The organism is Actinosynnema mirum DSM 43827, from assembly GCF_000023245.1.
GTDB classification, from domain to species: domain Bacteria; phylum Actinomycetota; class Actinomycetes; order Mycobacteriales; family Pseudonocardiaceae; genus Actinosynnema; species Actinosynnema mirum.
On the sequence record NC_013093.1, the window covers coordinates 7,467,458 to 7,489,943 of the forward strand.

The 22,486-nt window shown below is 74.5% G+C and carries 19 protein-coding genes and 2 pseudogenes; 9 read left to right on the forward strand and 12 right to left on the reverse strand.

Annotated features, from left to right (window positions below):
* Positions 1 to 51: 51 nt before the first annotated feature.
* Positions 52 to 849, reverse strand: a complete 798-nt coding sequence (locus tag AMIR_RS31595; protein WP_015805060.1) for a hypothetical protein — start codon at positions 847 to 849, stop codon at positions 52 to 54.
* 150 nt (positions 850 to 999) lie between these two features.
* On the opposite strand from AMIR_RS31595, the gene AMIR_RS36430 reads away from it, so the two are divergent.
* Together AMIR_RS36430 and AMIR_RS31605 are read left to right on the forward strand one after the other, a co-directional pair.
* Entirely contained in the window at positions 1,000 to 3,624 is a 2,625-nt protein-coding gene (locus AMIR_RS36430; RefSeq protein WP_084799056.1) for a sigma-70 family RNA polymerase sigma factor, read from the forward strand.
* Positions 3,625 to 3,782: 158 nt separating this feature from the next.
* Complete coding sequence (locus AMIR_RS31605) at positions 3,783 to 4,334, forward strand: GtrA family protein (protein ID WP_041838560.1); 552 nt, start codon at positions 3,783 to 3,785, stop codon at positions 4,332 to 4,334.
* Positions 4,335 to 4,405: 71 nt separating this feature from the next.
* On the opposite strand, the gene hisN is transcribed toward AMIR_RS31605, so the two are convergent.
* Positions 4,406 to 5,248, reverse strand: coding sequence for a histidinol-phosphatase (gene hisN / locus AMIR_RS31610; protein WP_015805063.1), 843 nt, complete (start codon positions 5,246 to 5,248; stop codon positions 4,406 to 4,408).
* Between the two features lie 32 nt (positions 5,249 to 5,280).
* On the opposite strand from hisN, the gene AMIR_RS31615 reads away from it, so the two are divergent.
* Together AMIR_RS31615 and AMIR_RS31620 are read left to right on the forward strand one after the other, a co-directional pair.
* A complete protein-coding gene (locus AMIR_RS31615) occupies positions 5,281 to 5,952 on the forward strand; it encodes a response regulator transcription factor (protein ID WP_015805064.1) in 672 nt (223 codons plus the stop codon).
* Positions 5,952 to 7,226 carry an ATP-binding protein gene (locus tag AMIR_RS31620; protein WP_015805065.1) on the forward strand — a complete coding sequence of 425 codons (1,275 nt, stop codon included), beginning with the start codon at positions 5,952 to 5,954 and terminating at the stop codon, positions 7,224 to 7,226. The genes AMIR_RS31615 and AMIR_RS31620 overlap by 1 nt, the downstream gene beginning before the upstream one ends.
* A 983-nt stretch (positions 7,227 to 8,209) precedes the next feature.
* Here the strand turns inward: AMIR_RS31620 and AMIR_RS42440 are convergent.
* A pseudogene (locus tag AMIR_RS42440) lies at positions 8,210 to 8,461 on the reverse strand (hypothetical protein); the annotation flags it as partial.
* Positions 8,458 to 10,803, reverse strand: coding sequence for a TNT domain-containing protein (locus AMIR_RS36435; RefSeq protein ID WP_015805067.1), 2,346 nt, complete (start codon positions 10,801 to 10,803; stop codon positions 8,458 to 8,460). The gene AMIR_RS36435 and the pseudogene AMIR_RS42440, both read right to left, overlap by 4 nt.
* Before the next feature lie 296 nt (positions 10,804 to 11,099).
* On the opposite strand from AMIR_RS36435, the gene AMIR_RS38515 reads away from it, so the two are divergent.
* Positions 11,100 to 11,627: a hypothetical protein gene (locus AMIR_RS38515; RefSeq protein WP_143760976.1), complete on the forward strand. Its 528-nt coding sequence runs from the start codon at positions 11,100 to 11,102 to the stop codon at positions 11,625 to 11,627.
* Positions 11,628 to 12,070: 443 nt separating this feature from the next.
* On the opposite strand, the pseudogene AMIR_RS43375 reads toward AMIR_RS38515, so the two are convergent.
* The 6 genes and pseudogenes from AMIR_RS43375 to AMIR_RS31665 all read right to left on the reverse strand — a co-directional run.
* Positions 12,071 to 12,382, reverse strand: a pseudogene (locus tag AMIR_RS43375) (WXG100-like domain-containing protein); the annotation flags it as partial.
* Positions 12,383 to 12,396: 14 nt separating this feature from the next.
* Complete coding sequence (locus AMIR_RS31645) at positions 12,397 to 12,705, reverse strand: hypothetical protein (protein WP_015805069.1); 309 nt, start codon at positions 12,703 to 12,705, stop codon at positions 12,397 to 12,399.
* A complete protein-coding gene (locus tag AMIR_RS31650; protein WP_015805070.1) occupies positions 12,702 to 13,193 on the reverse strand; it encodes a YbaB/EbfC family nucleoid-associated protein in 492 nt (163 codons plus the stop codon). The genes AMIR_RS31645 and AMIR_RS31650 overlap by 4 nt, the downstream gene beginning before the upstream one ends.
* A 155-nt stretch (positions 13,194 to 13,348) precedes the next feature.
* Positions 13,349 to 14,278: a hydroxymethylglutaryl-CoA lyase gene (locus tag AMIR_RS31655; protein ID WP_015805071.1), complete on the reverse strand. Its 930-nt coding sequence runs from the start codon at positions 14,276 to 14,278 to the stop codon at positions 13,349 to 13,351.
* Positions 14,279 to 14,596: 318 nt separating this feature from the next.
* Positions 14,597 to 15,109, reverse strand: a complete 513-nt coding sequence (locus tag AMIR_RS31660; RefSeq protein ID WP_015805072.1) for a PH domain-containing protein — start codon at positions 15,107 to 15,109, stop codon at positions 14,597 to 14,599.
* A gap of 32 nt (positions 15,110 to 15,141) precedes the next feature.
* Positions 15,142 to 15,903: a biotin--[acetyl-CoA-carboxylase] ligase gene (locus AMIR_RS31665; protein ID WP_015805073.1), complete on the reverse strand. Its 762-nt coding sequence runs from the start codon at positions 15,901 to 15,903 to the stop codon at positions 15,142 to 15,144.
* Positions 15,904 to 16,189: 286 nt separating this feature from the next.
* Between AMIR_RS31665 and AMIR_RS31670 the strand changes: the two genes are divergently transcribed.
* On the forward strand, positions 16,190 to 17,821 hold the full coding sequence (locus tag AMIR_RS31670) for an acyl-CoA carboxylase subunit beta (RefSeq protein WP_015805074.1): 1,632 nt from the start codon (positions 16,190 to 16,192) through the stop codon (positions 17,819 to 17,821).
* A 23-nt stretch (positions 17,822 to 17,844) separates the two neighbouring features.
* The gene (locus AMIR_RS31675) at positions 17,845 to 18,039 is read left to right on the forward strand and encodes an acyl-CoA carboxylase subunit epsilon (RefSeq protein ID WP_240438741.1); all 195 of its coding nucleotides are present in this window, start codon (positions 17,845 to 17,847) and stop codon (positions 18,037 to 18,039) included.
* 12 nt (positions 18,040 to 18,051) lie between these two features.
* On the opposite strand, the gene AMIR_RS38520 is transcribed toward AMIR_RS31675, so the two are convergent.
* Positions 18,052 to 18,474, reverse strand: a complete 423-nt coding sequence (locus AMIR_RS38520; protein ID WP_118947913.1) for a hypothetical protein — start codon at positions 18,472 to 18,474, stop codon at positions 18,052 to 18,054.
* Between the two features lie 732 nt (positions 18,475 to 19,206).
* On the opposite strand from AMIR_RS38520, the gene AMIR_RS31685 reads away from it, so the two are divergent.
* Both AMIR_RS31685 and AMIR_RS31690 read left to right on the forward strand, forming a co-directional pair.
* Complete coding sequence (locus AMIR_RS31685; protein WP_015805077.1) at positions 19,207 to 19,827, forward strand: Maf family protein; 621 nt, start codon at positions 19,207 to 19,209, stop codon at positions 19,825 to 19,827.
* A 439-nt stretch (positions 19,828 to 20,266) separates the two neighbouring features.
* Positions 20,267 to 21,607 carry a dicarboxylate/amino acid:cation symporter gene (locus AMIR_RS31690; RefSeq protein WP_015805078.1) on the forward strand — a complete coding sequence of 447 codons (1,341 nt, stop codon included), beginning with the start codon at positions 20,267 to 20,269 and terminating at the stop codon, positions 21,605 to 21,607.
* A 70-nt stretch (positions 21,608 to 21,677) separates the two neighbouring features.
* Here the strand turns inward: AMIR_RS31690 and AMIR_RS36445 are convergent, their stop codons facing one another.
* Entirely contained in the window at positions 21,678 to 22,376 is a 699-nt protein-coding gene (locus AMIR_RS36445; RefSeq protein WP_015805079.1) for a hypothetical protein, read from the reverse strand.
* Between the last annotated feature and the right edge of the window lie 110 nt (positions 22,377 to 22,486).

Consider the following 22,486-nt stretch of genomic DNA (forward strand, 5'->3'; position numbering starts at 1 on the left):
TCGGATGGTCGCCGAAACGCCCCGAGCACCACAATGGGGCCAACCCCCGCCTCACCCCGTCCTCGGCGGGGCGGCGAGCAGCGCGGACACCTCCTCGTAGGTGTCCGGCAGCGGCCTCAGCACCAGCCTGGCCGGGCCCGTCGGGCGCACGTGCGGGTCTACCGCCAGCCTCGCCTCGGCCTTCGCCGCCAGGTGCGCGAGCCTGTCCTCGACGTCCGCGTCCCGGCGCAGCAGCACCGCCGCGACCGACGGGCCGACCGAGGCGACCGACTCGCCCGCGTCGAACACCCCGCGCAGCGCGTCCGCCAGCAACGTCATGGCCACCACCCGCGACCACCCGGTCGCGCCTTCCAGGTCAAGTGACACGAACAGCAGCGCGTAGTCGGCGGGGGTGGCCGCGTACACCTCCCTGAGCCTCGTCCGGAGGTACGCGGCGGTGGCGAGGCCGGTCAGCGGGTCCTCGGCCTCCGTGCTGGCCGACCGGTCCAGCACGACCTCGGCCCAGCCGAGCGCGGTGGCCCGCAGCAGCTTGGCGGGCACCGCGTCGACGTCCGCGCGCGGCGCGCCGACCTCGACGCCGGGTGTCACCAGGACGGCGTGCAGCGCGGCGAGGTCGAGCAGCGTCTCGGCGAGCCCGGCCCCGGATTCCGCCCGCGCCGCACCGAGTCCGGCCAGCGCCCGGCTCGGGTCGTCGCTGCCGAGGACGACCTCGCACACGTCGTCGACCTCCGCGAGCGACCAGTCGTCCGCGAACGCCCACCCCGCCGCCAGCGCGGCCGACCGCCAGCGCCGCTTGAGCGCCCGGCTCCCGTCGACCGCCTGCCTCACCACCGTCTGGCCCACGCTCACCCGGTTACCTCCTCCGCAGGACGTCCACACGAAGGAGTGACGTTCGACCGGCTCAGCCATGACGGCAAAAACCGGGACACGTTTGAGTGACTTGACGTGACCGTGCGCGACGCGGTGCGGAAGACTTGCCCGCGCGAGGGGAGGGACCACGTGGCGACCGTTCCTGCTGATGTCCCGAGACCGGGGGACGCGGAACTGATCGAGTCGGTGCGCGGGGGTGATGTCGCCGCGTACGGACAGCTGTACGAGCGCCACGTCACCGCCGCCTACAACCTGGCCCGGCAGTTGGCGCGCTCCTCGGCGGAGGCCGACGACTTAGTCTCCGAGGCGTTCTCGAAGGTGCTCGACGTGCTGCGGGGCGGCGGTGGCCCCGACGTGGCGTTCCGCGCCTACCTGCTGACCGCGCTGCGGCACAACGCCTACGACAAGACCCGGCGGGACCGGAAGGTCGAGCTGTCCGAGGACGTGTCCGAGGTCGCCCCCGAGGCGGTCAGCGTGCCGTTCCGGGACACGGCCGTCGCGGGGCTGGAGCGCTCGCTCGCCGCGCGCGCCTTCGCCCGGCTTCCCGAGCGCTGGCAGACCGTGCTGTGGCACACCGAGGTCGAGGGCCAGTCGCCCGCCGAGGTCGCCCCCCTGCTGGGGATGACGGCCAACGGCGTGTCGGCGCTGGCCTACCGGGCCCGCGAGGGCCTCAAGCAGGCATACCTCCAGGTGCACCTGGCCGAGACGCAGGCCGTGCGCTGCCGGGCGACCGTGGACCGGCTGGGCGCGTGGACCCGCGCGGGCCTGTCGAAGCGCGAGACCACGCAGGTCGAGACGCACCTGGACGAGTGCTCGGACTGCCGCAGGCTGGCCGCCGAGCTGGCGGACGTCAACGGGGCGCTGCGCGCCGCCATCGCGCCGATCGTGCTGGGCGCGGGCACCGCCGGTTACCTGGTCTCCTCGCGCAACTCGGCCTCCCCGGCGGCCACCGCCACCGCGGGCGGCCTCGCGGGCAACGCGCTGGCCGACTCGCTCGGCGGGGCCACGGCGCAGGCCGCCGAAGGCGCCGCGAACACCGCGGGCGCGGCAGGCGCCGCGGGCGGACGTTCGGCGGGCGCCTCGGGCGCGGCCGGGATCGCGGGCGAGGTCGTGCGGGCGGCGCTGAGCGGCGGCCCGCGCCAGCTGCTCGGGCTGGCCGCGTCCGCCGCCGCGCTGATCGTCGTGGTCGTCGTGGCCATCGCCGCGCCGGGCGCCGGTTCGGGCCCCGACGTCGCGCAGTCCCCCGCCGCCGAGCAGAGCAGCGGCACCCCGGCCTCCCCCGGCGCACCGGTCCCGCCCGCCTCGGGCGAGGCGGACCCCGCGCCGTCCGAGGTCCCCCCGTCGGGCGCGCCCGCCGACGAGGACGAGGCGCCCGGCACGGTCCTGCCCCCGGCGGGCACGGGCAACGGGCCGGTCAGCACCCTGGACAACCCGCCGCCCCCGCCCGCCGGGGACCCCACGACCGATCCGGACCCGACGACGGGGCCCACCACCCCGGAGCCCCCGGACCCGTCCGACCCGCCGAAGCCGCCCGACCCGCCGAAGCCGCCCCTCCCGGCGGCGCTGACGGCGACCTGGCCCGACGACTACTCGCTCACCCCCGGCCAGGACCCGAAGCCCTTGGAGGTCGTGGTCGCCAACTCCGGCGAGGTGCTCTCCGAGATCCCGGTGCTGGCGCTGACCCTGCCCGAGGGCGTGCGCCCGGTCGGCCTGTCCCGGCTGGCGGCGGCCGACGCCGACGACCTGGTGGAGTGCGGGCCGGTGGACGGCCCGTTCACCTGCCCGGCGCTCAGGGGCGTCGACCCGAAGGGCAGGACCTCGTTCCGGCTGCTGCTGGTGGCCGACCGCACCGCGCAGGGCGGCGAGATCACCGGGACGCTCAACGCGGGCGCCGCCGTCACGGTCAAGCTGAACGTGCCGGTCAAGGTCCTGCCCGAGCCCGACCAGGTGGCGCTGGAGGTGCACAAGCGCGAGTACCCGCGCTGGGGGCACTCCGAGCTGGACATCACCGCCGTCAACGCCGGGAGCCGCGCCGCCGGGCTGGAGCTGACCGCGCGGGCCGGGGAGAACGTGTGGCTCAAGTGGAGCAGGAAGCGCGAGGCCTGCCGGGGTGGTGAGACCGGGCTGGAGTGCCGGACCGACGTGCGCTCCGGCGGGAAGTTCCGGATCGTGGTGAGCGTGTACGCGGTGCGGGCGGAGAACCCGGCCTCGGAGAACCCGGCCTCGGAGGAGCCGGCTTCGGAGGAACCGGGCCAGGAGCCCGGTCGGGAACCGGCCGCCGCCGACGGCAGGCGGGGGAACCACCGGCCCTGGGTCTGGGGCGAGGTGACCGTGACGGCCCGGATCGGGAGCGCGTCGCAGACGATCGTGGTGCCGGTGCGGGCCTGGGAGTACGACCGCGGCCCGCAGCACCCGCCGTCGAGCAGCACCCCGCCGACGACGACCACGACCAGCAGCACCCCGCCGACCACCACCACGACGACCCCACCGCCCACGACGACGACCACGACCACCCGGCCGAGCCCGCCGTCGAGCACGCCCCCGAGCAGCCCGCCGTGGACGCCGCCGAAGACCCCGCCGCCGGGCCACACCCGGCCGACCGACCCGCCGCTGCGGCAGGAGCCCGCCTCCACGCCGCCCGCCCAGGTCCCGCAGGAGCAGCAGGCCGAGGTGGTGGTCGAGCTGCCGGTGTGCACGACCGGCGAGCCGCCGGTGCTGGACGAGGTGGTGACCGTCTGCCGGGTCGCCACCTGAGCGGTCCGACCGGGTGGGGCGGCGGGGGTCGACAGGCCCGCGCCGCCCCACCCGAAAACGCTGCGTAATCAGGCACAACGGGCCGTCGGGATGTGGGCTGGGTTGCACTCAGCAGCGGTTTGCGCAGGTCATTCACCCGATTTCCGTACACTGCTGTGGTGTCCGTACTGGAGAACGCTGCCCACCGGCTCCCCGAGCCGCTGCGGTCGCTCGCGCTCAAGCACCGTGAGTTGCTGAAGTTCGCGCTGGTCGGCGGGACCTGCTTCGTGATCGACACGGCGATCTTCTTCGCGCTGAAGTCGACGGTGCTGCTGGAGAAGCCGGTCACCGCGAAGATCGTGGCCACGCTGGTGGCGACGATCGTGTCCTACGTGCTGAACCGCGAGTGGTCGTTCAAGACCAGGGGCGGGCGGGAGCGGCACCACGAGGCGGCGCTGTTCTTCCTGGTCAACGGCATCGGGATCGTGCTGAACTCGATGCCGCTGTGGGTCTCCCGCTACCTGTTCCACCTCCAGGAGCCGGAGGTCAGCAGGCTGGTGCAGGAGGTCTCGGACTTCGCCAGCGCCCAGATCATCGGCACGCTCATCGGCATGGCGTTCCGCTGGTACGGGTACAAGAAGTGGGTTTTCCCCGACGAGGGCGCCCGCACTCCCCGCGCGGAGCGGAAGTCGTACCCGTCGGCCGAGGATGAGAACCTCGGGCATTCCTGAAATCGGGCGAACGTGCGAAAAGCGGCACCCCGCGAACGGGGGGCCGCTTTTTCACGTCCGGGTGAGCGGCGCTATTCGCCGACGGGTCCGAGCACGTCCAGCGCGGCCCGGTGCAGCAGCCCGTTCGACGACAGCGCGCTACCTCCCTGGAACGTCTCCGCGCCGGACAGGTCGCTGAACGCGCCGCCCGCCTCGGTGACCAGCACCTGGAGCGGCGCGACGTCCCACGGGTTCACGACCGCCTCGGCGGCCAGGTCGATCGCGCCCTCGGCGACCAGGCAGTGCTGCCAGAAGTCGCCGAACGCCCGCGACTCCCAGGTGGCGTCGACCAGCCTCAGGTAGGCCTCGCGGGAGTGGTGCTCGGCCCACGAGTTCAGGTGCGTGGTGGACAGGTACGCGTCGGCCAGCCCGGCGACGCCGGAGACGGTGATCCGCCGCTCCGCCGCCGTGCCCGCCACGTCCGAGCGGACCCACGCGCCCGCACCGGTGGACGCCCACCAGCGGCGGCCCAGCGCGGGCGCGCTGACCACCCCGACGACCGGCCGCCCGCCCTCGACGAGCGCGATCAGCGTCGCCCACGCGGGCACCCCGCGCAGGAAGTTCTTGGTGCCGTCGATCGGGTCGAGCACCCACGTGCGGCCCGCGCCGACGCTCCCGCCGAACTCCTCCCCCGCGATCGCGTCGCCGGGCCGCTCGGCCGCCAGCAGGTCGCGGATCGCGGTCTCCACGGCGGTGTCCGCGTCGGTCACCGGGGTGCGGTCGGGCTTGCGGTCCACCACCAGGTCCAGCGCCTGGAAGCGGGCCGCGGTGATGCCGTCCGCCGCGTCCGCGAGGCGGTGGGCGAGCGCGAGGTCCGCGGCGAGGTCGGACGCGCGGGCGGGGCTGGTGGCGGAACTGCGGTCGGAGCCGGTCACACGGCGATCGTGCCACGCCTAGTCTGGGTCCCGTGAGTGTGGTCTTGCTGGCCGAGGACGACCCGGCGATCGCTGAACCGCTGTCCCGCGCGCTGCAGCGGGAGGGCTACCAGGTGCACGTGGTCGGGGACGGGCCCGGTGCGCTGGAGGCAGCCGAGCACGGCGGGATCGACCTGCTCGTGCTGGACCTGGGGCTGCCCGGCATGGACGGGCTGGAGGTGTGCCGCAGGCTCCGCGCGGGCGGGCGCGGCGTCCCGGTGCTGATGCTGACCGCCCGGTCCGACGAGGTCGACTTCGTCGTCGGGCTGGACGCGGGCGCGGACGACTACGTGGCCAAGCCGTTCCGGCTGGCCGAGCTGATGGCCCGCATCCGCGCGCTGCTGCGCAGGCGGGCCCCGGAGACCCTGGAGGTCAACGGGGTGCGCATGGACCTGGCGGCGCGGCGGGTCACCGTCGACGGCCAGGAGGTGCAGCTGGCGAACAAGGAGTTCGAGCTGCTGCGCGTGCTGATCCAGCGGGCCGGGCAGGTCGTGAACCGCGACGAGATCCTGTCGGAGGTGTGGAACGACCCGGAGCTCAAGAGCAGCAAGACGCTCGACATGCACATGTCGTGGCTGCGCCGGAAGCTCGGCGACGTGCGCTCGGTGGAGCGGCGCATCGCCACGGTGCGGGGCGTCGGCTTCCGCTTCAACACCACCGACTGATGCGCTCCCGCATCCTGCGAGCGATCCTGGTGGCCGTCGCGGTCACCGGGATCGTGCTGGGGCTGCCGCTGGGGTACACGGCGCTGCGGCTGGTCGACGACAGCGCGCACGGCGACCTGGCCAGCCGCGCGCAGCGGATCGCCGCGCTGATCGACGACCAGATCGCGGGCGGCAGCGAGATCGACCTGCGGCCCGCCGAGGTGGGCGTCCCGGTGGGCGGGCACCTGGTGGTCACCTCGCCGGACGAGGTGCGGGAGCTCGGGGAGGCGCTGGCCGAGGACGCGCTGAGCGTCGAGGTGCCGATCGCGCAGCAGGGGACGGTGCGGCTGGAGGTGTCGGCGCGGCCGATGCGCACCGACCAGTACCGGATGGCGGCGCTGGTGGTGCTGCTGCTGGTGCTGTCGGTGGGGACCGGGACGGTCGTGGCGACGGTGACGGCGCAGAAGCTCGCCCGGCCGCTGCGGCACGTGGCCAGCCGGGCGGCCCGGCTCGGCGCCGGGGACTTCCGGGCCGATCCGCGCAGGCACGACATCGAGGAGCTGGACCGGCTCGCCGAGGCGCTGGACCGGTCCGCCGTGGCGCTGGCGCAGCTGGTGCAGCGGGAGCGGGAGCTGGTCGGGGACGTGTCGCACCAGCTCAGGTCCCGGTTGACGGCGCTGCAGCTGCGGTTGGAGGCGCTGGCCGAGCACCCGGAGCCGGAGACGGCCGGGGAGGCGCGGGCCGCGCTGGAGCAGGCCGAGCGGTTGACCGAGGTGCTGAACGAGCTGCTGGCGGCGGCGCGGGCGGCGCGGGCGATCGACGCCGAGCCGCTGGACCTGCACGGGGAGCTGACGGCGATCGCCGAGGAGTGGCGGGAGCAGCTCAAGCGCGAGGGCCGGGGGCTGCGGGTGCGGGTGCCCGAGGGGCTGCTGGCGCGCGCCACGCCCGCCCGGCTGCGGGAGGCCATCGGGGTGCTGCTGGACAACGCCCTGCGGCACGGCGAGGGGCAGGTGCAGGTGACCGCGCGCAGCGACGACGGGACCGTGGTGGTCGAGGTCGCGGACGGCGGGAGCGGGGTGCCGGACGAGCTGGCCGGGCACATCTTCGAGCGCGGGGTGTCCGGGGGCGGGTCGTTCGGGGTGGGGCTGGCGCTGGCCCGCGCGCTGGTGGACGCGGACGGGGGGCGGCTGGAGCTGTCGACGGCCCGGCCCGCGACGTTCGCGGTGTTCCTGCCGGTGCCGAAGGCCGAGGACGTGCTGGGCGTGACCTGGCGGACGGACGTGACGCCCCGGTAGGGGGCGCCGGGTTCGCCGCACCGCGCCGGGGTGGGGTGGGCAAGCGCGCGGACGGGCTGGCGGGAAGACTCGCAAGTCCAGATCGAGTGCCGGTCCACCTTGCTAGCGGGGAGGGCACATGGACTAGCGGCGCTGGCTCTTGAAGCTCCGCCAGCCATGCAACTAGTGAACGTCACCGTTCCCTTAATCAGGTAACATCTTGACGCAAAGTTGATCTGTGCTACAAATCACACTAGTAACTTAAGTTTCGACAAAGAACGCGAAACTATCTCAACAGTGTCGCGGTGAACAGCAAAAACATCCCTGCTCACCGCTGTGCATCAAGCAAAAATTTGACAGCATCAAGCCGAGAAACCCGCCTCGGCGGGATGCCTTCGACGCTTTCCGTAGCCTCCTCAGGGTGATCGTGATAAAGTCGATCGTCAACTCCTTAGCCCTGTGCCACTAGAGTGCGCGCATGGCCCTGGTTTTAGCACTGATCTTCGTCATCGCAGCAGTGCTCCTCTGCATCTTCTTCATCGCCCTCCGCGACACCATGCCTGCAGAACGTCCCGCGATCATCCAGGCACTTGCTGGCCTGGTTCGGGCGTTACGGGGAGGTAGGCGCTGAGTCACGCCCGTGGATCCTCAAACCAGCTTGAGAAGATCAACCAGACGAGGCTGGCCAAACGCCACGTCAGGGGCAACTCCCTTGAGGCTGGGACGCGGTGCGAGGACGGGAAGGACGCGCCAGGTCTGCTGCTCGCGCACACCGCGCCGGGGTGGTCCCAGGGCGCGGGCGGCGGGTGTCCGGATCAGCCCTGGGTCGCGGGCGGCGCGGGGGCCGGGGCGGGCTTGAACGACGTCGGGGCGACCGCCGAGGGCCTCACCACCGGGGTGATCACCGGGCGGGCCGGTGGTGGCGGGGGCGCCGGGACCGGGGGCGCGGCGGAGGCGGACGGGGCGATCGTGGGGGCCGGGGCCGGTTCGGTCCTCGCCCGGTCCAGGACGCCGACCGCGCCGCGCGCCACCTGGGCCCAGGCCAGGCGGCCGAACAGGTAGTGGCAGGCCACGTCCTCGGCGGTGAACGCCACCCAGTCGTAGCGGTTGCCCTGCTCGCGCCAGAACACCTCGAACTCGGTGCGGTCGTCGTCGTGGACCAGGCACCAGGTGTTGTCGGCCTCCTCGCCGATCGACACCACCTCGTCCGGCACGCCGACCGCGCGCAGCCAGTCCCGGATCGACTCGGCGTTCACGGCAGCTCCTCCAGGTAGCCCAGCGCCACCAGGTCGGCGACGGGGTGGGTGGCGCGGTAGCGGGCGCCCCCGCCGCGCTGGCCGAACCACTCGGCGGACAGCGTGTAGTACGCGGGCAGCTCGCGCAGCACCCGGTACCGGCGGTAGCCGGAGCTCGCGGCGGCGGGCGGCAGGGCGCGGGCCGGGTACGGGGTGCCGGACCGGGACAGGACGCGGCCCTCCGGGGTGCCGAAGCGGTCCAGCACGGTGCCGGGGGCCAGCTTGACCGGCTGGCCCGACTCGTAGCCGCCCTCGGGGAACAGCTCGGCGGGCGGCCAGGCGTACTCCGGCGGTTGCGCCCTGGCCAGGAAGCGGTGCTCCCAGTCGCGCTCGTGCATCCCGGCCAGCGGGTCGTAGCCCGCCATGACCGCCGCGGGCGGCTCGGGGGTGTTGGGCTTGCCCGAGGACGGGGTGGTGGCGGGCGGGGCGGCGGCGACCAGGTGGGACTGCGGGTGGTCGCCGGGCGGGAAGCGCAGGCCGTCCGCGTAGTCGTCGTCGGACTCGGCCGGGGGCGGGAGCTGGCGGGTCGGGCGGCGGCTCGGCTCGGGGAGCGAACCACCGGGGAACAGGGCCAGCACGAACGCGGACAGGTCCGAGGTGGACTGGTCGGAGTCGGAGGCGGGGTCCGCGTCGGGCTCGGTGGCGGGCTCGGTGGCGGGCTGGTCGGTGGCCTGCGCGGCGGTCTGGGTGGTGGTGACCCGCCCGGCCGTGGCCTGCCCAGCCGTGTTCTGCACCGCCGTGTTCTGCACCTCCGCGTTCTGCCCAGCCGCGTTCTGCTCTGCGGCGGCCTGCGCCGCGACCACCGGGATGGCGGCGGTCGGCGCGGCGGACGGCGCGGGAGGCGTGGGCGCCGCCGGCACGGCGGGGACGTCGGGCACGGCGGGCGCCGTGGGCATCTCCGCCGCCGTCGGGGCCTTCACCAGCGGGGTGCGGGCGGGCGCGTCCAGGGGCGCGTTCGGGTCGGGGGTGAGGTCCAGGTGGCCGGGACGGGCGCCGGGCTTCGCCGGGGGCCTCGGCTCGGACCTCAGGTCCGGGTCGTGGTCCTGGCCTGCGGGGACCCCGGTCGGCGCGGGCGCGCCACCGGCCCGCTGGGACGCCGGCGCGCCGCCACCACCGCCCATGGCCTGCGGCGGGATGGCCATCATCGGCATGAAGCCGAGGCCCGCGCCGATCCCGGCCTGGTCGTTCTGCGCCTGCTGGGACTGCTGCGCCGGTTCCGGGGCCTGCGCCGCCGGGGCCGGGTCCCGGTCGCGCTCGACCTGCTGGCCCTCGCCGGGCGTGACGCCGCCGGACAGGCCGCTGGAGCGGTGCGTGACACCGCTGTCGCGGTCGTCCAGGTCGGGTTCGACGTCAGCCGCGTCGATGTGGCCCGCGTGCTGGACGCCGTCGGTCTGCGGTCGGGCGCCGAACGCGGTCGACTGCGGCACGGCGTGCGCGGTGGAGTGGGTGGCCTGGGCCGTCGGCGCGCCGCCCGCGGCGGGGGGCGGCATCATGCCGCCGCCCATGGGGGCGCCCGCGAACTGGTTGGTCGTGGTCTGGCCGCCGTCGGCCGCGACGCCCTGCGCCACGGCGTCCGGGCCCGCGCCGACCGCGTTGTCCGCCGCGTCGCGCGCGTCGTCGGAGAGCCGGGAGCCGGGGAGCGGCGCGTGGTCGGCCCCGTCGACCTCCAGGGGGACGCCGGAACCGGCCGTGAGGTCGGCGGCGGCGCTGGCGACGGTGTGGCCGAGCGGCTGCTGAGCGGCTTCCGCGCCCGCCTGGCGCACCCCGGCGGCGAGACCGCCCTGGTCGGCGGCCTCCTCGACCTCGGCGGCGACCGGCGCGGTCCACGCGCCGGCCCGCTCGGCCGCGTGCGCCGCGCCGGGCACGAGCCCGGTGGCGCCCGCGACCAGACCGGCGGCGGGGATCGCCTCGTGCACGAGGGGAACGGGCTCGGTGAGCGGGACCGCGGGCCACTCGGCGTCCCGGTCGGAGACCGGGGCCGCGCCATCGGGGGCCACGCCCGCCACGACGTGCCCGAGGTCGGGGGCGACGGGCGACGCGACCTGGCCGAGGTCGGCCGCGGCGCGGTCGGCGAGGTGGGCGGGAGCCTCGGGTGCCGCGTGCGCGGCGACCTGGCCGAGGTCGGCCGCGGCCCCGGCGGCGAGGTGCGCGGCAGCGGCAGGCGTCGCGTGCGCGGTGACCTGACCCAGGTCGGCTGCGGCCGGGTCCGCGAGGTGCGCGGCGGCAGGCGCTGCGCTGTGGCCCCAGGTCGACCGCCTGCTCGGTGCTCTGGCCCAGGTCGGCCACGGCCCGGTCCACGACATGCGCGGCAGTAGGCGCTGCGACGTGGCCCAGGTCGACCACGTGCTCGGTGGTCTGCGCGAGCGGGTCGCCCGCCCAGGCGGTGGCGCGCTCGTGGGTGCGGTCGACCGGCGTCGTGCCGCCGAGGAGGGGCTGGCCCGCGCCCGGCGACCTGCGGTCGGCGCGGTCCTGCTCGGCCAGTTCGCTCTCGACGTCCCTGAGGTCGGCCAGCACCGCGTCACCGAGCATCGGGCGGTCGTTCCAGCCCGTTCCCGCGCCCCGCGCGCCATCCTCGAGCTCGGCGCCCTTGGCGTCCGTCGTGCCCTTCGCGTCACCCGCGCGGGCGTCCGGGGCCCGGCCGTCGCCGCCCGCGCGGACGTCGCTCCTGCCGTCCAGCGGTCCGCGCTGGTCGAGCGGGGCGCGCAGGTCGGTGGGGCGGTGGTCCGCGCCGCGACCGGCGCCACCGCCCGCCGCTCCACCACCCGCCGCGCCACCGGTCAGGCCGTGGGCGCCGGGAGCGGTCGGGGCTCCGGGTGCGGGCTGGAACGCGGCGGGCGCGCCCGCCTGGGACGTCGCCGCGTGCTGGGCGGTGTTGCCCATGCCGCTGAGCGCGTTCGCGATCGACCCGCTGGGCGTGCCGCCGACCTGCGCGGGGCGGTCGAGCAGCGCCGCCGCGGACTGGCTGGTGGTGCCCTCGTGGCGGGGCGCGTGGTCGTGGGCCGCCCCCGTCGCGACGGGGGCGGCGTGCTGGCCCGCGTGGTGCGCGACGTCGGCGACGTGCGCGGGCGCGGACCCGACGACCTGGTCGACCCGCTGCGCCGCAGCGGCCACCGGCTCGGTGACCTGACCTGTCACGTGGCCCGCCACCTGGCCTGTCACCTGGCCCACGGCCTGCGCGGCGGTGTCCACCACCGGGCGCACGACCGCGTCGACCACCGGCTCCACCAGTCCGACCACCGGCTGCGCGACCGCCTCGACGGTCCGCGTCGTGGTCTCCACCACCGGGGTCACCACGCCCTCGACGAGGTCGCCGACCACGTCGAGCAGGCCCCCGCGCACACCGGGGTTCGGGTTGACCGGCGGCTGGGTGGTGGCCACGTCGGCGCCGCTGTCCAGGCGCACCGAGTCGGTCAGCGCCGCCGTCAGGTTGGCCGCGTTCGCCGCCGTGCCGCGCACCGCCGTGTCCAGGCCGAGCAGCGCGGACGGCTGGCCTGCCGACGCGGACGCCTGCGCGGCGTCGGCGTTCTTGGCCAGGTTGACCAGCTCGCGCACCAGCTCGACCTTGGCCTTGCCGATCTGGCCGGCCGCGTGGTCGAGCCGGTCGGCCGCGGCGTGGCAGTCGCGGGCGGTGCCGACGAGGTCGCCGTCGGCGGCGATGAACCTGTCCCAGCGGGTGCGCGCGGCGGTGGCGGTGGACCCGGCCATGCCGCCGAGGACGCGCCCGGCCGAGTCGTCCGACTCACCGGCCAGCCCGTCCAACCCGCGTCCTGCGGCGCGCCACGCCGCAGCGGAGGCGCGCAGCTTGTCCTCGTCGGCCTGAGGCCACGAGACCCCGGCCCTCGCGGCGACCTCGGCCAGCTCCGCGGGCAGCTCGATTCCCATCCCCGGTCCCCTGGTCAGACCGCGTCGAACGCGGTTTCGTTGCCCTCGTCGACCTTGCGGTAGGTCCGCTCGGTCGCGGCGAAGCGGTCCTGGAGGCCGCCGAACTGGCCGTTCAGGCCGTCGACGCGCTCCTTCGTGGAGGCCGCGGGGCCGACGTGGCCCTCGGCGAAGCTGCGGCCGACGGCGTCGTCGCCCCAGCACGGGCCCAGCGCTTCCAGCGCGGCGCCCAGGTCGGCGGCGATGCGGCCCGCGCGGCCCGCGAAGCCCTCGAAGTCGGCCGCGCCACCGCGCAGCCTGGCCAGGTCGGCGTCGAACCCGCTCACCGGTTCCTCCTCTGCGAGGGCGTGCTCTGCGTCGGCGCGCCCAGCGGGGGCGCGGCCTCGGTGCTCAGCCAGTCGCGCTGGTCGAAGTCCTCGTCGTCGTCCACGAGCGGGGCCCTGCGGTTGGGCGGGGGCAGCTCGTCCTCGGTGAGGTCGGCGGTGCCCCTGACCAGGGCCTCCGGGTCGGTGGCGGCGGGCAGCACCGGGGTGAGGGCGTGCAGCATCTTCTCCATGGCGCGCGCGACGGCGGCCTGGGTGGTGCGCACGACGACCTCGGCGAGCTGCGGCGGGCGCAGGCGGTAGGCGGCGTCGGCGATGAGCAGCTCGGTGAGCACGCCCTGGGCGTCGACGACGGCGGTGACGCACCCGTCAGGGCTGGTGGCCGAGGCGGAGATGGCGGCGAGTTCGCGGTGGGTCACCGCGAGCTGCTCGCGGCTGCGCCGGTAGTCGGCAAGCAGCTCGTCCACCTGGGTGCGGTGGTCGCTCGTCACAAGCACCTCCGGTGCATCCGACCCCACCGGCGGCGGACGCCGGTTGGGCGTTGGACGCGCGGAGCGCCCTGGGGGTTCCGACTCGGTGCGGTGATTTTCGGGCATGACCGGGGGCAAGATCCACCGGGGTTGGGCGCGGAGCGCTGACCTGCGGGTCAGCCGCGCAGCGCCCGGACGACCCTGGACGGGCTCGGCCTGTCGAGGTGGTCCGCGAGCCAGGCGCTGGTGGTGGCGAGCGCGTCCAGGTCGACGCCGTGCCGGATGCCGAGGCCGTCGAGCATCCACACCAGGTCCTCGGTGGCGAGGTTGCCGGTGGCGGACTCGGCGTAGGGGCAGCCGCCGAGGCCGCCCGCCGAGGAGTCGACGACGCGCACGCCGGAGCGGAGCGCGGCGAGGGTGTTGGCGAGGGCCTGGCCGTAGGTGTCGTGGAAGTGCACGGCGAGCGGGTCGGGGTCGCCGAACGCGGCCAGCAGCGCGGTGACCTGGCCGGGGGTGGCGACGCCGATGGTGTCGCCGAGGGAGAGGCGGTGGCAGCCGAGGTCGAGCAGGCGCTTGCCGACCGCGACGACCTGCTCGCGCGGGACCGGGCCCTCCCACGGGTCGCCGAAGCACATGGAGACGTAGCCGCGCACCTGGAGGCCCTCGGCGCGGGCGCGGGTGATCACCGGGTCGACCATGGCGAACTGCTCGTCGAGGGAGCGGTTGAGGTTGCGGCGGGCGAAGGACTCGGTGGCGCTGGCGAAGACGGCGACGTGCTCGACGCCCGCCCGCAGCGCCCGGTCGAGGCCGCGCTCGTTGGGGACGAGCACCGGGTAGGCGACACCGGGGCGGCGGTCGAGGCGGGCCAGGAGGTCCTCGGCGTCGGCGAGCTGGGGGACCCACTTCGGGTGGACGAAGCTGGTCGCCTCCAGGGTGGTCAGGCCGGCGTCGGCGAGGCGGTCCAGGAACTCCAGCTTCACGTCCAGGGGGACGGTGGTGGACTCGTTCTGGAGTCCGTCGCGCGCGCCCACCTCCCAGATCTCGACCTCGGCGGGGAGGCCGTCGGCGGGGGTGGTGTCCGGCAGACCGTTCTCGCGGGCGCCCATGGTTCGGAAGCTAGCACGGGTGGGTGGTGGGGGGAGTCGGAGCGGGGTGGGGGGGACGCTGAGGACCCCGCCCGTGGTGCTGGGGCGGGGGGTTCCTGCGGCGGGAGGTTCCTGCGGCGGGAGGTTCCTGCGGCGGGAGGTTCCTGCGGCGGGAGGTTCCTGCGGCGGGAGGTTCCTGCGGCGGGAGGGCCTATGGCGGGAGGGTTCCTGCGGCGGGGGGCATATGGCGGGAGGGCATGTGGGCGCGGACCAGACGAGAGCCAAACCTGCTGAGCTGCAACACTGGGCTGCGGTGCGGCAGTGTGGGGTTTCGCACTGCTACGCAGTGCGGGGCTGGAAGTCGTCGTTCGGGTTGTCGTTGATCTCCCGGTAGAGCGTGGAGTGCACGCGCTCGACGTTCGGGATGTCGTCGAAGGACAGCGGCTCGTCCGAGGCCGACTCGATCACCAGGGTGCCGCAGCCGAGGACGCGGTCGAGCAGGCTGTGCTCGAAGCGGACGCTGTTGATGCGGGTCAGCGGGATGTCCAGGCCGGTGCGGGTGAAGACGCCGACGCGGTACATGACGCGGTCCGTGGTCATGATGAAGTGCGTCGTCCGCCACCGGACCAGCGGGGCAACGGTCAGCCAGAGCACCAGGGCCAGGCCGATCACGCCGATCGCGATCCAGGCGGTCAGCTCCCAGGAGCTGCCGGACGCCAGCGCGGCGAGGTAGCCGCCACCGCCCGCGACGGCGATGAGCACCAGCACGGGGACCAGGAGCATCTTCCAGTGCGGGTGGTTGTGGATCACAACGTGCTCGGCGGGGCTGAGCAGGTCGTCCGGGTAGGCCACGGGTCCTCCGGGGACGGTGGGGGCGGTCTGGATCACCGTACTCGCAGGTGGACCACGTCCCCGGCGGAAACGGTGTGAGACGCGCCCTCCCGGTCGCGGACGACGAGCGTGCCGTCCTCCAGGACGTCCTCGGCGGTGCCGAGCAGCTCGCGGCCGGTCAGCTCGACGCGGACGTCGCGGCCGATCGTGGCCGAGTGCTCGCGGTACTCGGCGAGGAGCGCGCCGGGCAGGCCGTGGGCGGCGCGCCACTCGGACTCCAGCGCGGCCAGCTCGGTCAGCAGGACCTCGGCGACGGCGAACCGGTCGGTGACGCGGGCGCCAGCCTCGGCGAGGCTCGTGGGTGGGAGACCGCCCGCGCCGGGCTGGACGCCGGGCGGGAGGGGGGCGGTGTTGAGGCCGATGCCGACGACCACCGCGTCGTTCGTGGTCTCGGCGAGGACGCCTGCGGCTTTGGCGTCGCCAATCAGCAGGTCGTTGGGCCACTTGAGGGTGGCGGTCACGCCTGCCCGTGCGGTGGCGCGGACCAGGGCCAGGCCGGTGAGGAGGGTGATCCAGGGCAGGCGCGCGGGCGGGACGTCCGGCCTGAGCAGCACGCTGAGGTAGAGGCCGCCGCCGGAGGACACCCAGCTTCGGCCCCTGCGGCCCTGACCGGCGGACTGCGCCTCGGCGATGAGGACGGTGCGGTCGGGGGTGGTCGGGGCGGCGGCGACCAGGTCGGCGTTGGTGGAGCCGGTGCTGGGGACGACGCGGATCTCGGCGTACGGGCCGGTCGGGGCGACTAGGTGCTCGAACACGGGGCCAGCGTAGGAGGCGGGTGGAGGGCAGGGGCCGGAGGGACAGGGGCGCCCCGCCCCGCCGCGCTTGTCGGAGCGGTGTGGGTTACCGGTGGGGTGGGGCGCCCGCGGGACAGCCTGCAACCTCCAGTGCGCTGGAGGTCAAGTCGTGGTTCGCGACGCCGTCCGGCCGCGCCTCCCGCCGCCCGCACCCCACAGAGCTGCACCGGTGCAGCTCGGCGACCCCGCAGTCCCCCGCGTTCGCGAGCGCCGCCATCGGTGCGGTCCGTGGTTAAGCTCACCCGTCATGAGCAGTGCGACCGCCCCACTCGGTGACGAGCCCGACCTGCGCACCACCGCGGGCAAGCTCGCCGACCTGCGCAGGCGCAACGAGGAGGCCGTGCACGCGGGTTCGGCGCGCGCGGTGGAGAAGCAGCACGCCAAGGGCAAGAAGACCGCCCGCGAGCGGATCGAGCTGCTGCTCGACCCCGGTTCGTTCGTGGAGCTGGACGCGCTCGCCCGGCACCGCTCCACGAACTTCGGCCAGGAGCGCAACCGCCCCTACGGCGACGGCGTCGTCACCGGCCACGGCACGGTCGACGGCCGGCCGGTGTGCGTGTTCAGCCAGGACGTGGCGGTGTTCGGCGGCTCGCTCGGCGAGGTCTACGGCGAGAAGATCGTCAAGGTCATGGACCTGGCGCTCAAGACCGGCCGCCCGCTGGTCGGCATCAACGAGGGCGGCGGGGCGCGCATCCAGGAGGGCGTGGTCTCGCTCGGCCTGTACGCGGAGATCTTCCGGCGCAACGTGGCCGCGTCCGGTGTCGTCCCGCAGATCTCGCTGATCATGGGCACGGCGGCGGGCGGGCACGTCTACTCCCCCGCGCTGACCGACTTCGTCGTGATGGTCGACAAGACCTCGCACATGTTCATCACCGGGCCGGACGTGATCAAGACCGTCACCGGTGAGGACGTCGGGTTCGAGGAGCTGGGCGGCGGGCGGGCGCACAACACCAAGTCGGGCAACGCGCACCACCTGGCCGCCGACGAGGACGACGCGATCTCCTACGCCAAGGAGCTGCTGTCGTACCTGCCGTCGAACAACATGTCCGACCCGCCGCTGCTGGACGGTCCGGGCGACCTGGTCGGCGGGTCGATCGAGGACTCGGTGACCGAGTCCGACCTGGAGCTGGACGCGCTGGTGCCGGACTCGGCGAACCAGCCGTACGACATGCACGAGGTGATCACCCGCGTGCTGGACGACGGTGAGTTCCTGGAGGTGCAGCCGCTGTTCGCGCCGAACGTGCTGGTCGGGTTCGGGCGGGTCGACGGGCGGTCGGTGGGGGTGGTCGCGAACCAGCCGACGCAGTTCGCCGGGTGCCTGGACATCGACGCGAGCGAGAAGGCGGCGCGGTTCGTGCGCACCTGCGACGCGTTCAACGTGCCGGTGCTGACGTTCGTGGACGTGCCGGGCTTCCTGCCGGGCACCGACCAGGAGTGGAACGGGATCATCCGGCGCGGGGCGAAGCTCATCTACGCCTACGCGGAGGCGACCGTGCCACTCGTCACGGTGATCACCCGCAAGGCTTACGGCGGGGCGTACGACGTGATGGGGTCCAAGCACCTCGGCGCGGACGTGAACCTGGCCTGGCCGACCGCGCAGATCGCGGTGATGGGGGCGCAGGGCGCGGCGAACATCGTGCACCGCAAGGAGCTGGCGAACGCGCTGGGCGCCGGTGAGGACGTGGAGGCGCTGCGGGCGCGGTTGCAGCAGGAGTACGAGGACGCGCTGTGCAACCCGTACGTGGCGGCCGAGCGGGGGTACGTGGACGCGGTGATCCCGCCGTCGCACACGCGGGCGCACGTGGCGCGGGCGCTGGCGGTGCTGCGGGACAAGCGGGAGTCGCTGCCGCCGAAGAAGCACGGGAACATCCCGCTGTGAGCGACCGGGGACACCTTCGGGTGGTGCGGGGTAACCCGACCGAGGAGGAGTTGGCGGCGCTGGTGGCGGTGCTGACGGCGGTCGCCGCGCGCCGGGCGGTGGACGGCGGCGCGCGGGGCGACCGGGAGGCGTCGCGGTGGGCGGACCGGTCGCGGCTGGTCAGGCAGCCCTTGTCGCGCGGGCCGGGCGCTTGGCGGGCGTCGGGGCTGCCCCGGTAGGGCGGGCGCCGGTCAGCAGTCCACCCGGCGGCTGGTCAGCTCGAAGCCGACCTGGTTGAACACGATCACCTCGCGGCAGCGCACGCCGCCGTCCGGGAGGTGCAGCCGCACGCGCATCCACACCGAGTCGTCGCGCACGCCGCCGGGGGTCGCGGCGAGCACCTCCACCGCCTCGCCCGCCACCGCCTGCGGCAGCCGGGCCACGTCGCGCTGGGCGCGGGCGGTCGCGAGGAACGAGTCCATCGCCCGGCCCTCCGCGTGGTCGGCGTTGGTGGCGAACGGCCAGAACGGGAGGCCGTAGCCGACCGGGTCGGTGGAGACGATCAGGCCCGCGAACGCCAGCACCACGGCGGTGAGCGTGCCCAGCAGCCAGCGGAGCCTCGTCCGGCCGATCCGCCGGACAGGCCGCCGGATCACCAGTCGCCAGCTCTGCACGAACCCGAGAGTGCCCCCTGGAGGGGTCGGCACGCATGGGTAAGACTGCTTAATTCGCCGCTTCGGGTGCCGGGTGGCGCAGGTGAGGGGATGTCGCGTTCTCGCTGGAAGAGCGGGCGCGGGGCGGGGTGACGCGGGTGCGGCGGCGGGGCGGGGCTCGCGGAAAGCCGAAGTCGCGACGGGCGCAAGCGGTTGCGCGCCCGTGGGAACCACGCTACCGAAACCGCGACGGGGGTGGGGGTGGGAATGGGAGCAAGGGCGGGGGCGAGCGCGAGGACGGGAGCAAGGGCGGGGGCAAGGGCGGGGGCGAGGGCGAGGGCGGGGGCGAGGTGGGGGCGCAGGGCGACCAGCCAGCCGCCAGCCGCCAGCCGCCAGCCGCCAGCCGCCAGCCGCCAGCCGCCAGCCGTAATGATCGTCGAGCCGCAAGCCGCAAGCCGCAAGCCGCAAGCCGCGAGCCGCGAGCCACAGCCGCGAGCCACGAGCCACAGGCGCGGGGCGGGGCGCGGGGCGGGGCGGCTGGCACTCGGCCCGAGAGCTGCGGGCTACGGGCTACGGACTGCGGACTGCGGGCGAGTGACCCGAGGACTGCGGGTGCTCGACCCAAAGGCTGCGGGTGCTCGGCCCAAGGGCTGCCAGCTGCGGGCTGCGCCCCAAGCTCCTGAGGGCTGAAGATCGGCGAGCCGCGGCCGTCGGTGGCCGGTTCGCGGCGCTGGACCACCTAGGCTGCCGTCCGTGCGCTTCGTCCTGGCCTCGCAGTCCCCCGCCCGCCTCGCCGTCCTCAAGGCCGCGGGCGTCACCCCCGTCGTCCGGGTCTCCGGCGTCGACGAGGACGCCGTCGCGGCCGGGCTCGGGGAGCCCACGCCCGCCTCGCTCGTCACCGCCCTCGCGGTCGCCAAGGCCGAGGCAGTGGCGGTCGACGAGCGGGACGCCGTCGTCATCGGGTGCGACTCCATGCTGCTCACCGCCGACGGCCAGGTGCAGGGCAAGCCCGCCACCACCGAGATCGCCCGCGAGCGCTGGGGGCGGATGGCCGGGACCACCGGGACGCTGCTCACCGGGCACGCCCTGCTCGTCGTGCGCGACGGCGAGGTGGTCGAGCGGGTCGCGGAGCACGAGGGGACGCTGGTGCGCTTCGCCGAACCCACCGCCGCCGAGCTCGACGCCTACCTCGCCACCGGCGAGCCGCTGCACGTCGCGGGCGCGTTCACGCTCGACGGGCTCGGCGGCTGGTTCGTCGAGGGCATCGACGGCGACCCGTCCAGCGTCATCGGCATCAGCCTCCCGCTCACCCGCAGGCTGCTGCGCCGGGTCGGGCTCTCCGTCGCCGACCTCTGGCAGGCCCCCGAGCGGTGACCCCGCCACCAGGGAGAACACCGGAAAGAACCTGAGCAGAACTCACGAATCAACCGCGCGCACCAACGCGCGCCCCCGCGAGACCACGACCGCTCCCCGCCCGCGGGGGGCGGTCGTCCGCGTTGCGGGGAGAAGTGGGGCGGGAGCACCGGGCACCCCGCCGACCGGTCCACCCCACTGCGCGACCCGGCCATGACAACAGAGGGTCATCACCCACCCCTTAGTCGATCGTTCCCCCTTTCGGACCCCCGAAGTAGGGATAATCACAGCTGAGCGCGTTCGGGAAGGTCTGGAACGCTCCCCCCGTTAGGGGGTGCGATGGACCTGATGCTGACCCGCCGTATCCACATCGATTTCGGCCGGAGAACGAGTTCGGGCTGTCGGGGCTGACGAGAGACCCCGACACCGAACCCTTCAGCGTCCCTTCCGGAGCCCCCGCATGTCCTTCATCGCCACCTACCGCAAACCCAAGGTCTTCGGCCTGACCGTCCTCGCCGCCCTCGTGCTGGGCGCGGTCGCGGGCTTCGTCGCCAAGCAGGCCGAGCTGAGCTGGCTCGTCACCACGCTCAAGCAGATCGGCAGCACCTTCACGAGCCTGCTGCAGTTCACCGTCATCCCGCTGGTGTTCACCGCGATCGTCGTGGGCATCACCAGCCTGAGCAGGCTGGGCGGCTCGCGCACCGCCGCCCGCCTCGGCGGCAAGACGCTGCTGTGGTTCGCGACCACCTCGCTGATCGCGGTGCTCATCGGCATCGGCGTGTCCGCGCTGATCAACCCCGGTCGCGGCGTCCAGGTGACCCCGTCCGAGGCGTCCGTCGAGCGGCTCGCCGCGCGCGCGACCGGCTCGTGGTCGCAGCTGCTGGAGTCGCTGATCCCGACGAACCTGTTCACCGCCTTCACCGAGGGCGAGGTGCTCCAGGTCGTCTTCGTGTCGATCCTGATCGGCTTCGCCGCCTACGCGCTCGGCGAGCGCGCCAAGCCGTTCGTCGACCTGACCCGCTCGGCGTTCGACCTGATCCAGAAGATCGTCGGCTGGGTCGTGCTGCTGGCCCCGATCGGCGTGTTCGGCCTGCTCGGCAACGCCTTCGCGACCTACGGCAACTCGTTCGTGCGCCCGCTGGCCTCGCTGCTGGTCGCGGTCTACGTCGGCTGCGCGCTGGTGCTGTTCGTGGTCTACCCGGTGCTGCTGAAGGTCGTCGGCAAGGTCAGCCCGCTGGTGTTCTTCAGCAAGGCCTGGACCGCGATCCAGTTCGCGTTCGTGTCCCGCTCGTCCGGCGCGACCCTGCCGCTGAGCAGGCAGACCGCCGCGAACCTCGGCGTCTCCTCCGACTACGCGAGCTTCGCCGTCCCGCTGGGCACCACGACGAAGATGGACGGCTGCGCCGCGGTCTACCCGGCGGTGGCGACGATCTTCATCGCCAACCTGTTCGGCGTCGAGCTGAGCGTCCTGCAGTACGCCGGGATCGTGGCCGTGTCCGTCTTCGGCGCGCTCGCCACCGCGGGCACCACCGGCTGGTTCACCATGCTGACCCTGACCCTGAGCGCGATCGACATGCCCGCCGAGGTCATCGCGACCGGCGTCGCGGTGGTCTACGCGATCGACCCGATCCTGGACATGATGCGCACCGCCACGAACGTGGCCGGTCAGATCGCCGTCCCGGTGCTGGTCGCGCGCGGCGAGGGCCTGATCGACGACGAGGTGCTGAACGCCCCGAGCACCCCGCCGCTGATCGGCGGCGAGCCGGAGACCGAGAAGGAGCGCACCCCGGTGCCCGCCTGATCGACCCCCGAACGGCGCAACGGCCCCGGTCGCCTCACCAGGTGACCGGGGCCGTTCCCGTCCGCGGCGCTCACGACCCGGCGGCCGGGCACGCCTTCAGCTGGTTCGCGGCGGGCCGCACGTCCGGCCAGCCCGGCAGGGCCGCCTCGGCGTTCACCACCGCCGTGCACCCGAGCTTGCGGTCCTCCCCGTTCGCCACGTCCGCGACCAGCGAGTACACCTCGGCGACCCGCTTCGGGCAGTCCACGCCCTCCGCGCACCGCCGCTGCACCACGACCACGTCCATGACCTGGTCGCCGTTGACGTCGTGCAGCCCGACGTACCCGCCGTCGCCCTGGTACCCGCCGAGCGCCCGCGACCACAGCCCGTCCTGCCGCACCAGCGCCTCGGCGTACCGCTTGCCGCGCGCCTGCCCCTGCACCAGGCACACCGCCGCGACCGGCGAGTCGACGCACTCCAGCTCCAGCGACCCGACGTCCTCGGTCACCCCGTACTCGGCGATGGTCAGCTCGAACATGACCGTCCCGGACGCGCCCTCGGTGGCGATGCGGCTGATCTTGTCGCCGACCATCACCCGCACCACGTCGGACCCGACGGCGGCCTCGGCGACCGGTTCGCACTCGCGGGTCCCGCAGATCGGGCTCACCTGGCCGTCCCCGGCGGGCGCGTGGTCGGGCGCCCGCAGCGACCAGGCGTAGCCGAGGCCCGCCGCGGTGATCGCGACGGACAGGCAGGCGGTGAGCAGAGCGGTGAGCGGCGGCCTGGACACCGCCGGATTCTCGCACCTCCGCCGCTGCGGCTTCGCGGTTGTCGTGCGCCCCGCGCTAACTAAACTCACCAGTAGCAAAGCCGGGCGGCGAGTCCGGCGGCCAGGTCCAG

What these genes read in the sequence shown, in the direction of transcription:
- AMIR_RS31620 (WP_015805065.1), top strand. Translation starts at nt 5,952, where the DNA reads ATGCGCTCCCGCATCCTGCGAGCGATCCTGGTGGCCGTCGCGGTCACC.
- AMIR_RS36435 (WP_015805067.1), bottom strand. Translation starts at nt 10,803, where the DNA reads ATGTCGTGGACCGGGCCGTGGCCGACCTGGGCCAGAGCACCGAGCAGG.
- AMIR_RS31655 (WP_015805071.1), bottom strand. Translation starts at nt 14,278, where the DNA reads ATGGGCGCCCGCGAGAACGGTCTGCCGGACACCACCCCCGCCGACGGC.
- AMIR_RS31670 (WP_015805074.1), top strand. Translation starts at nt 16,190, where the DNA reads ATGAGCAGTGCGACCGCCCCACTCGGTGACGAGCCCGACCTGCGCACC.
- AMIR_RS31690 (WP_015805078.1), top strand. Translation starts at nt 20,267, where the DNA reads ATGTCCTTCATCGCCACCTACCGCAAACCCAAGGTCTTCGGCCTGACC.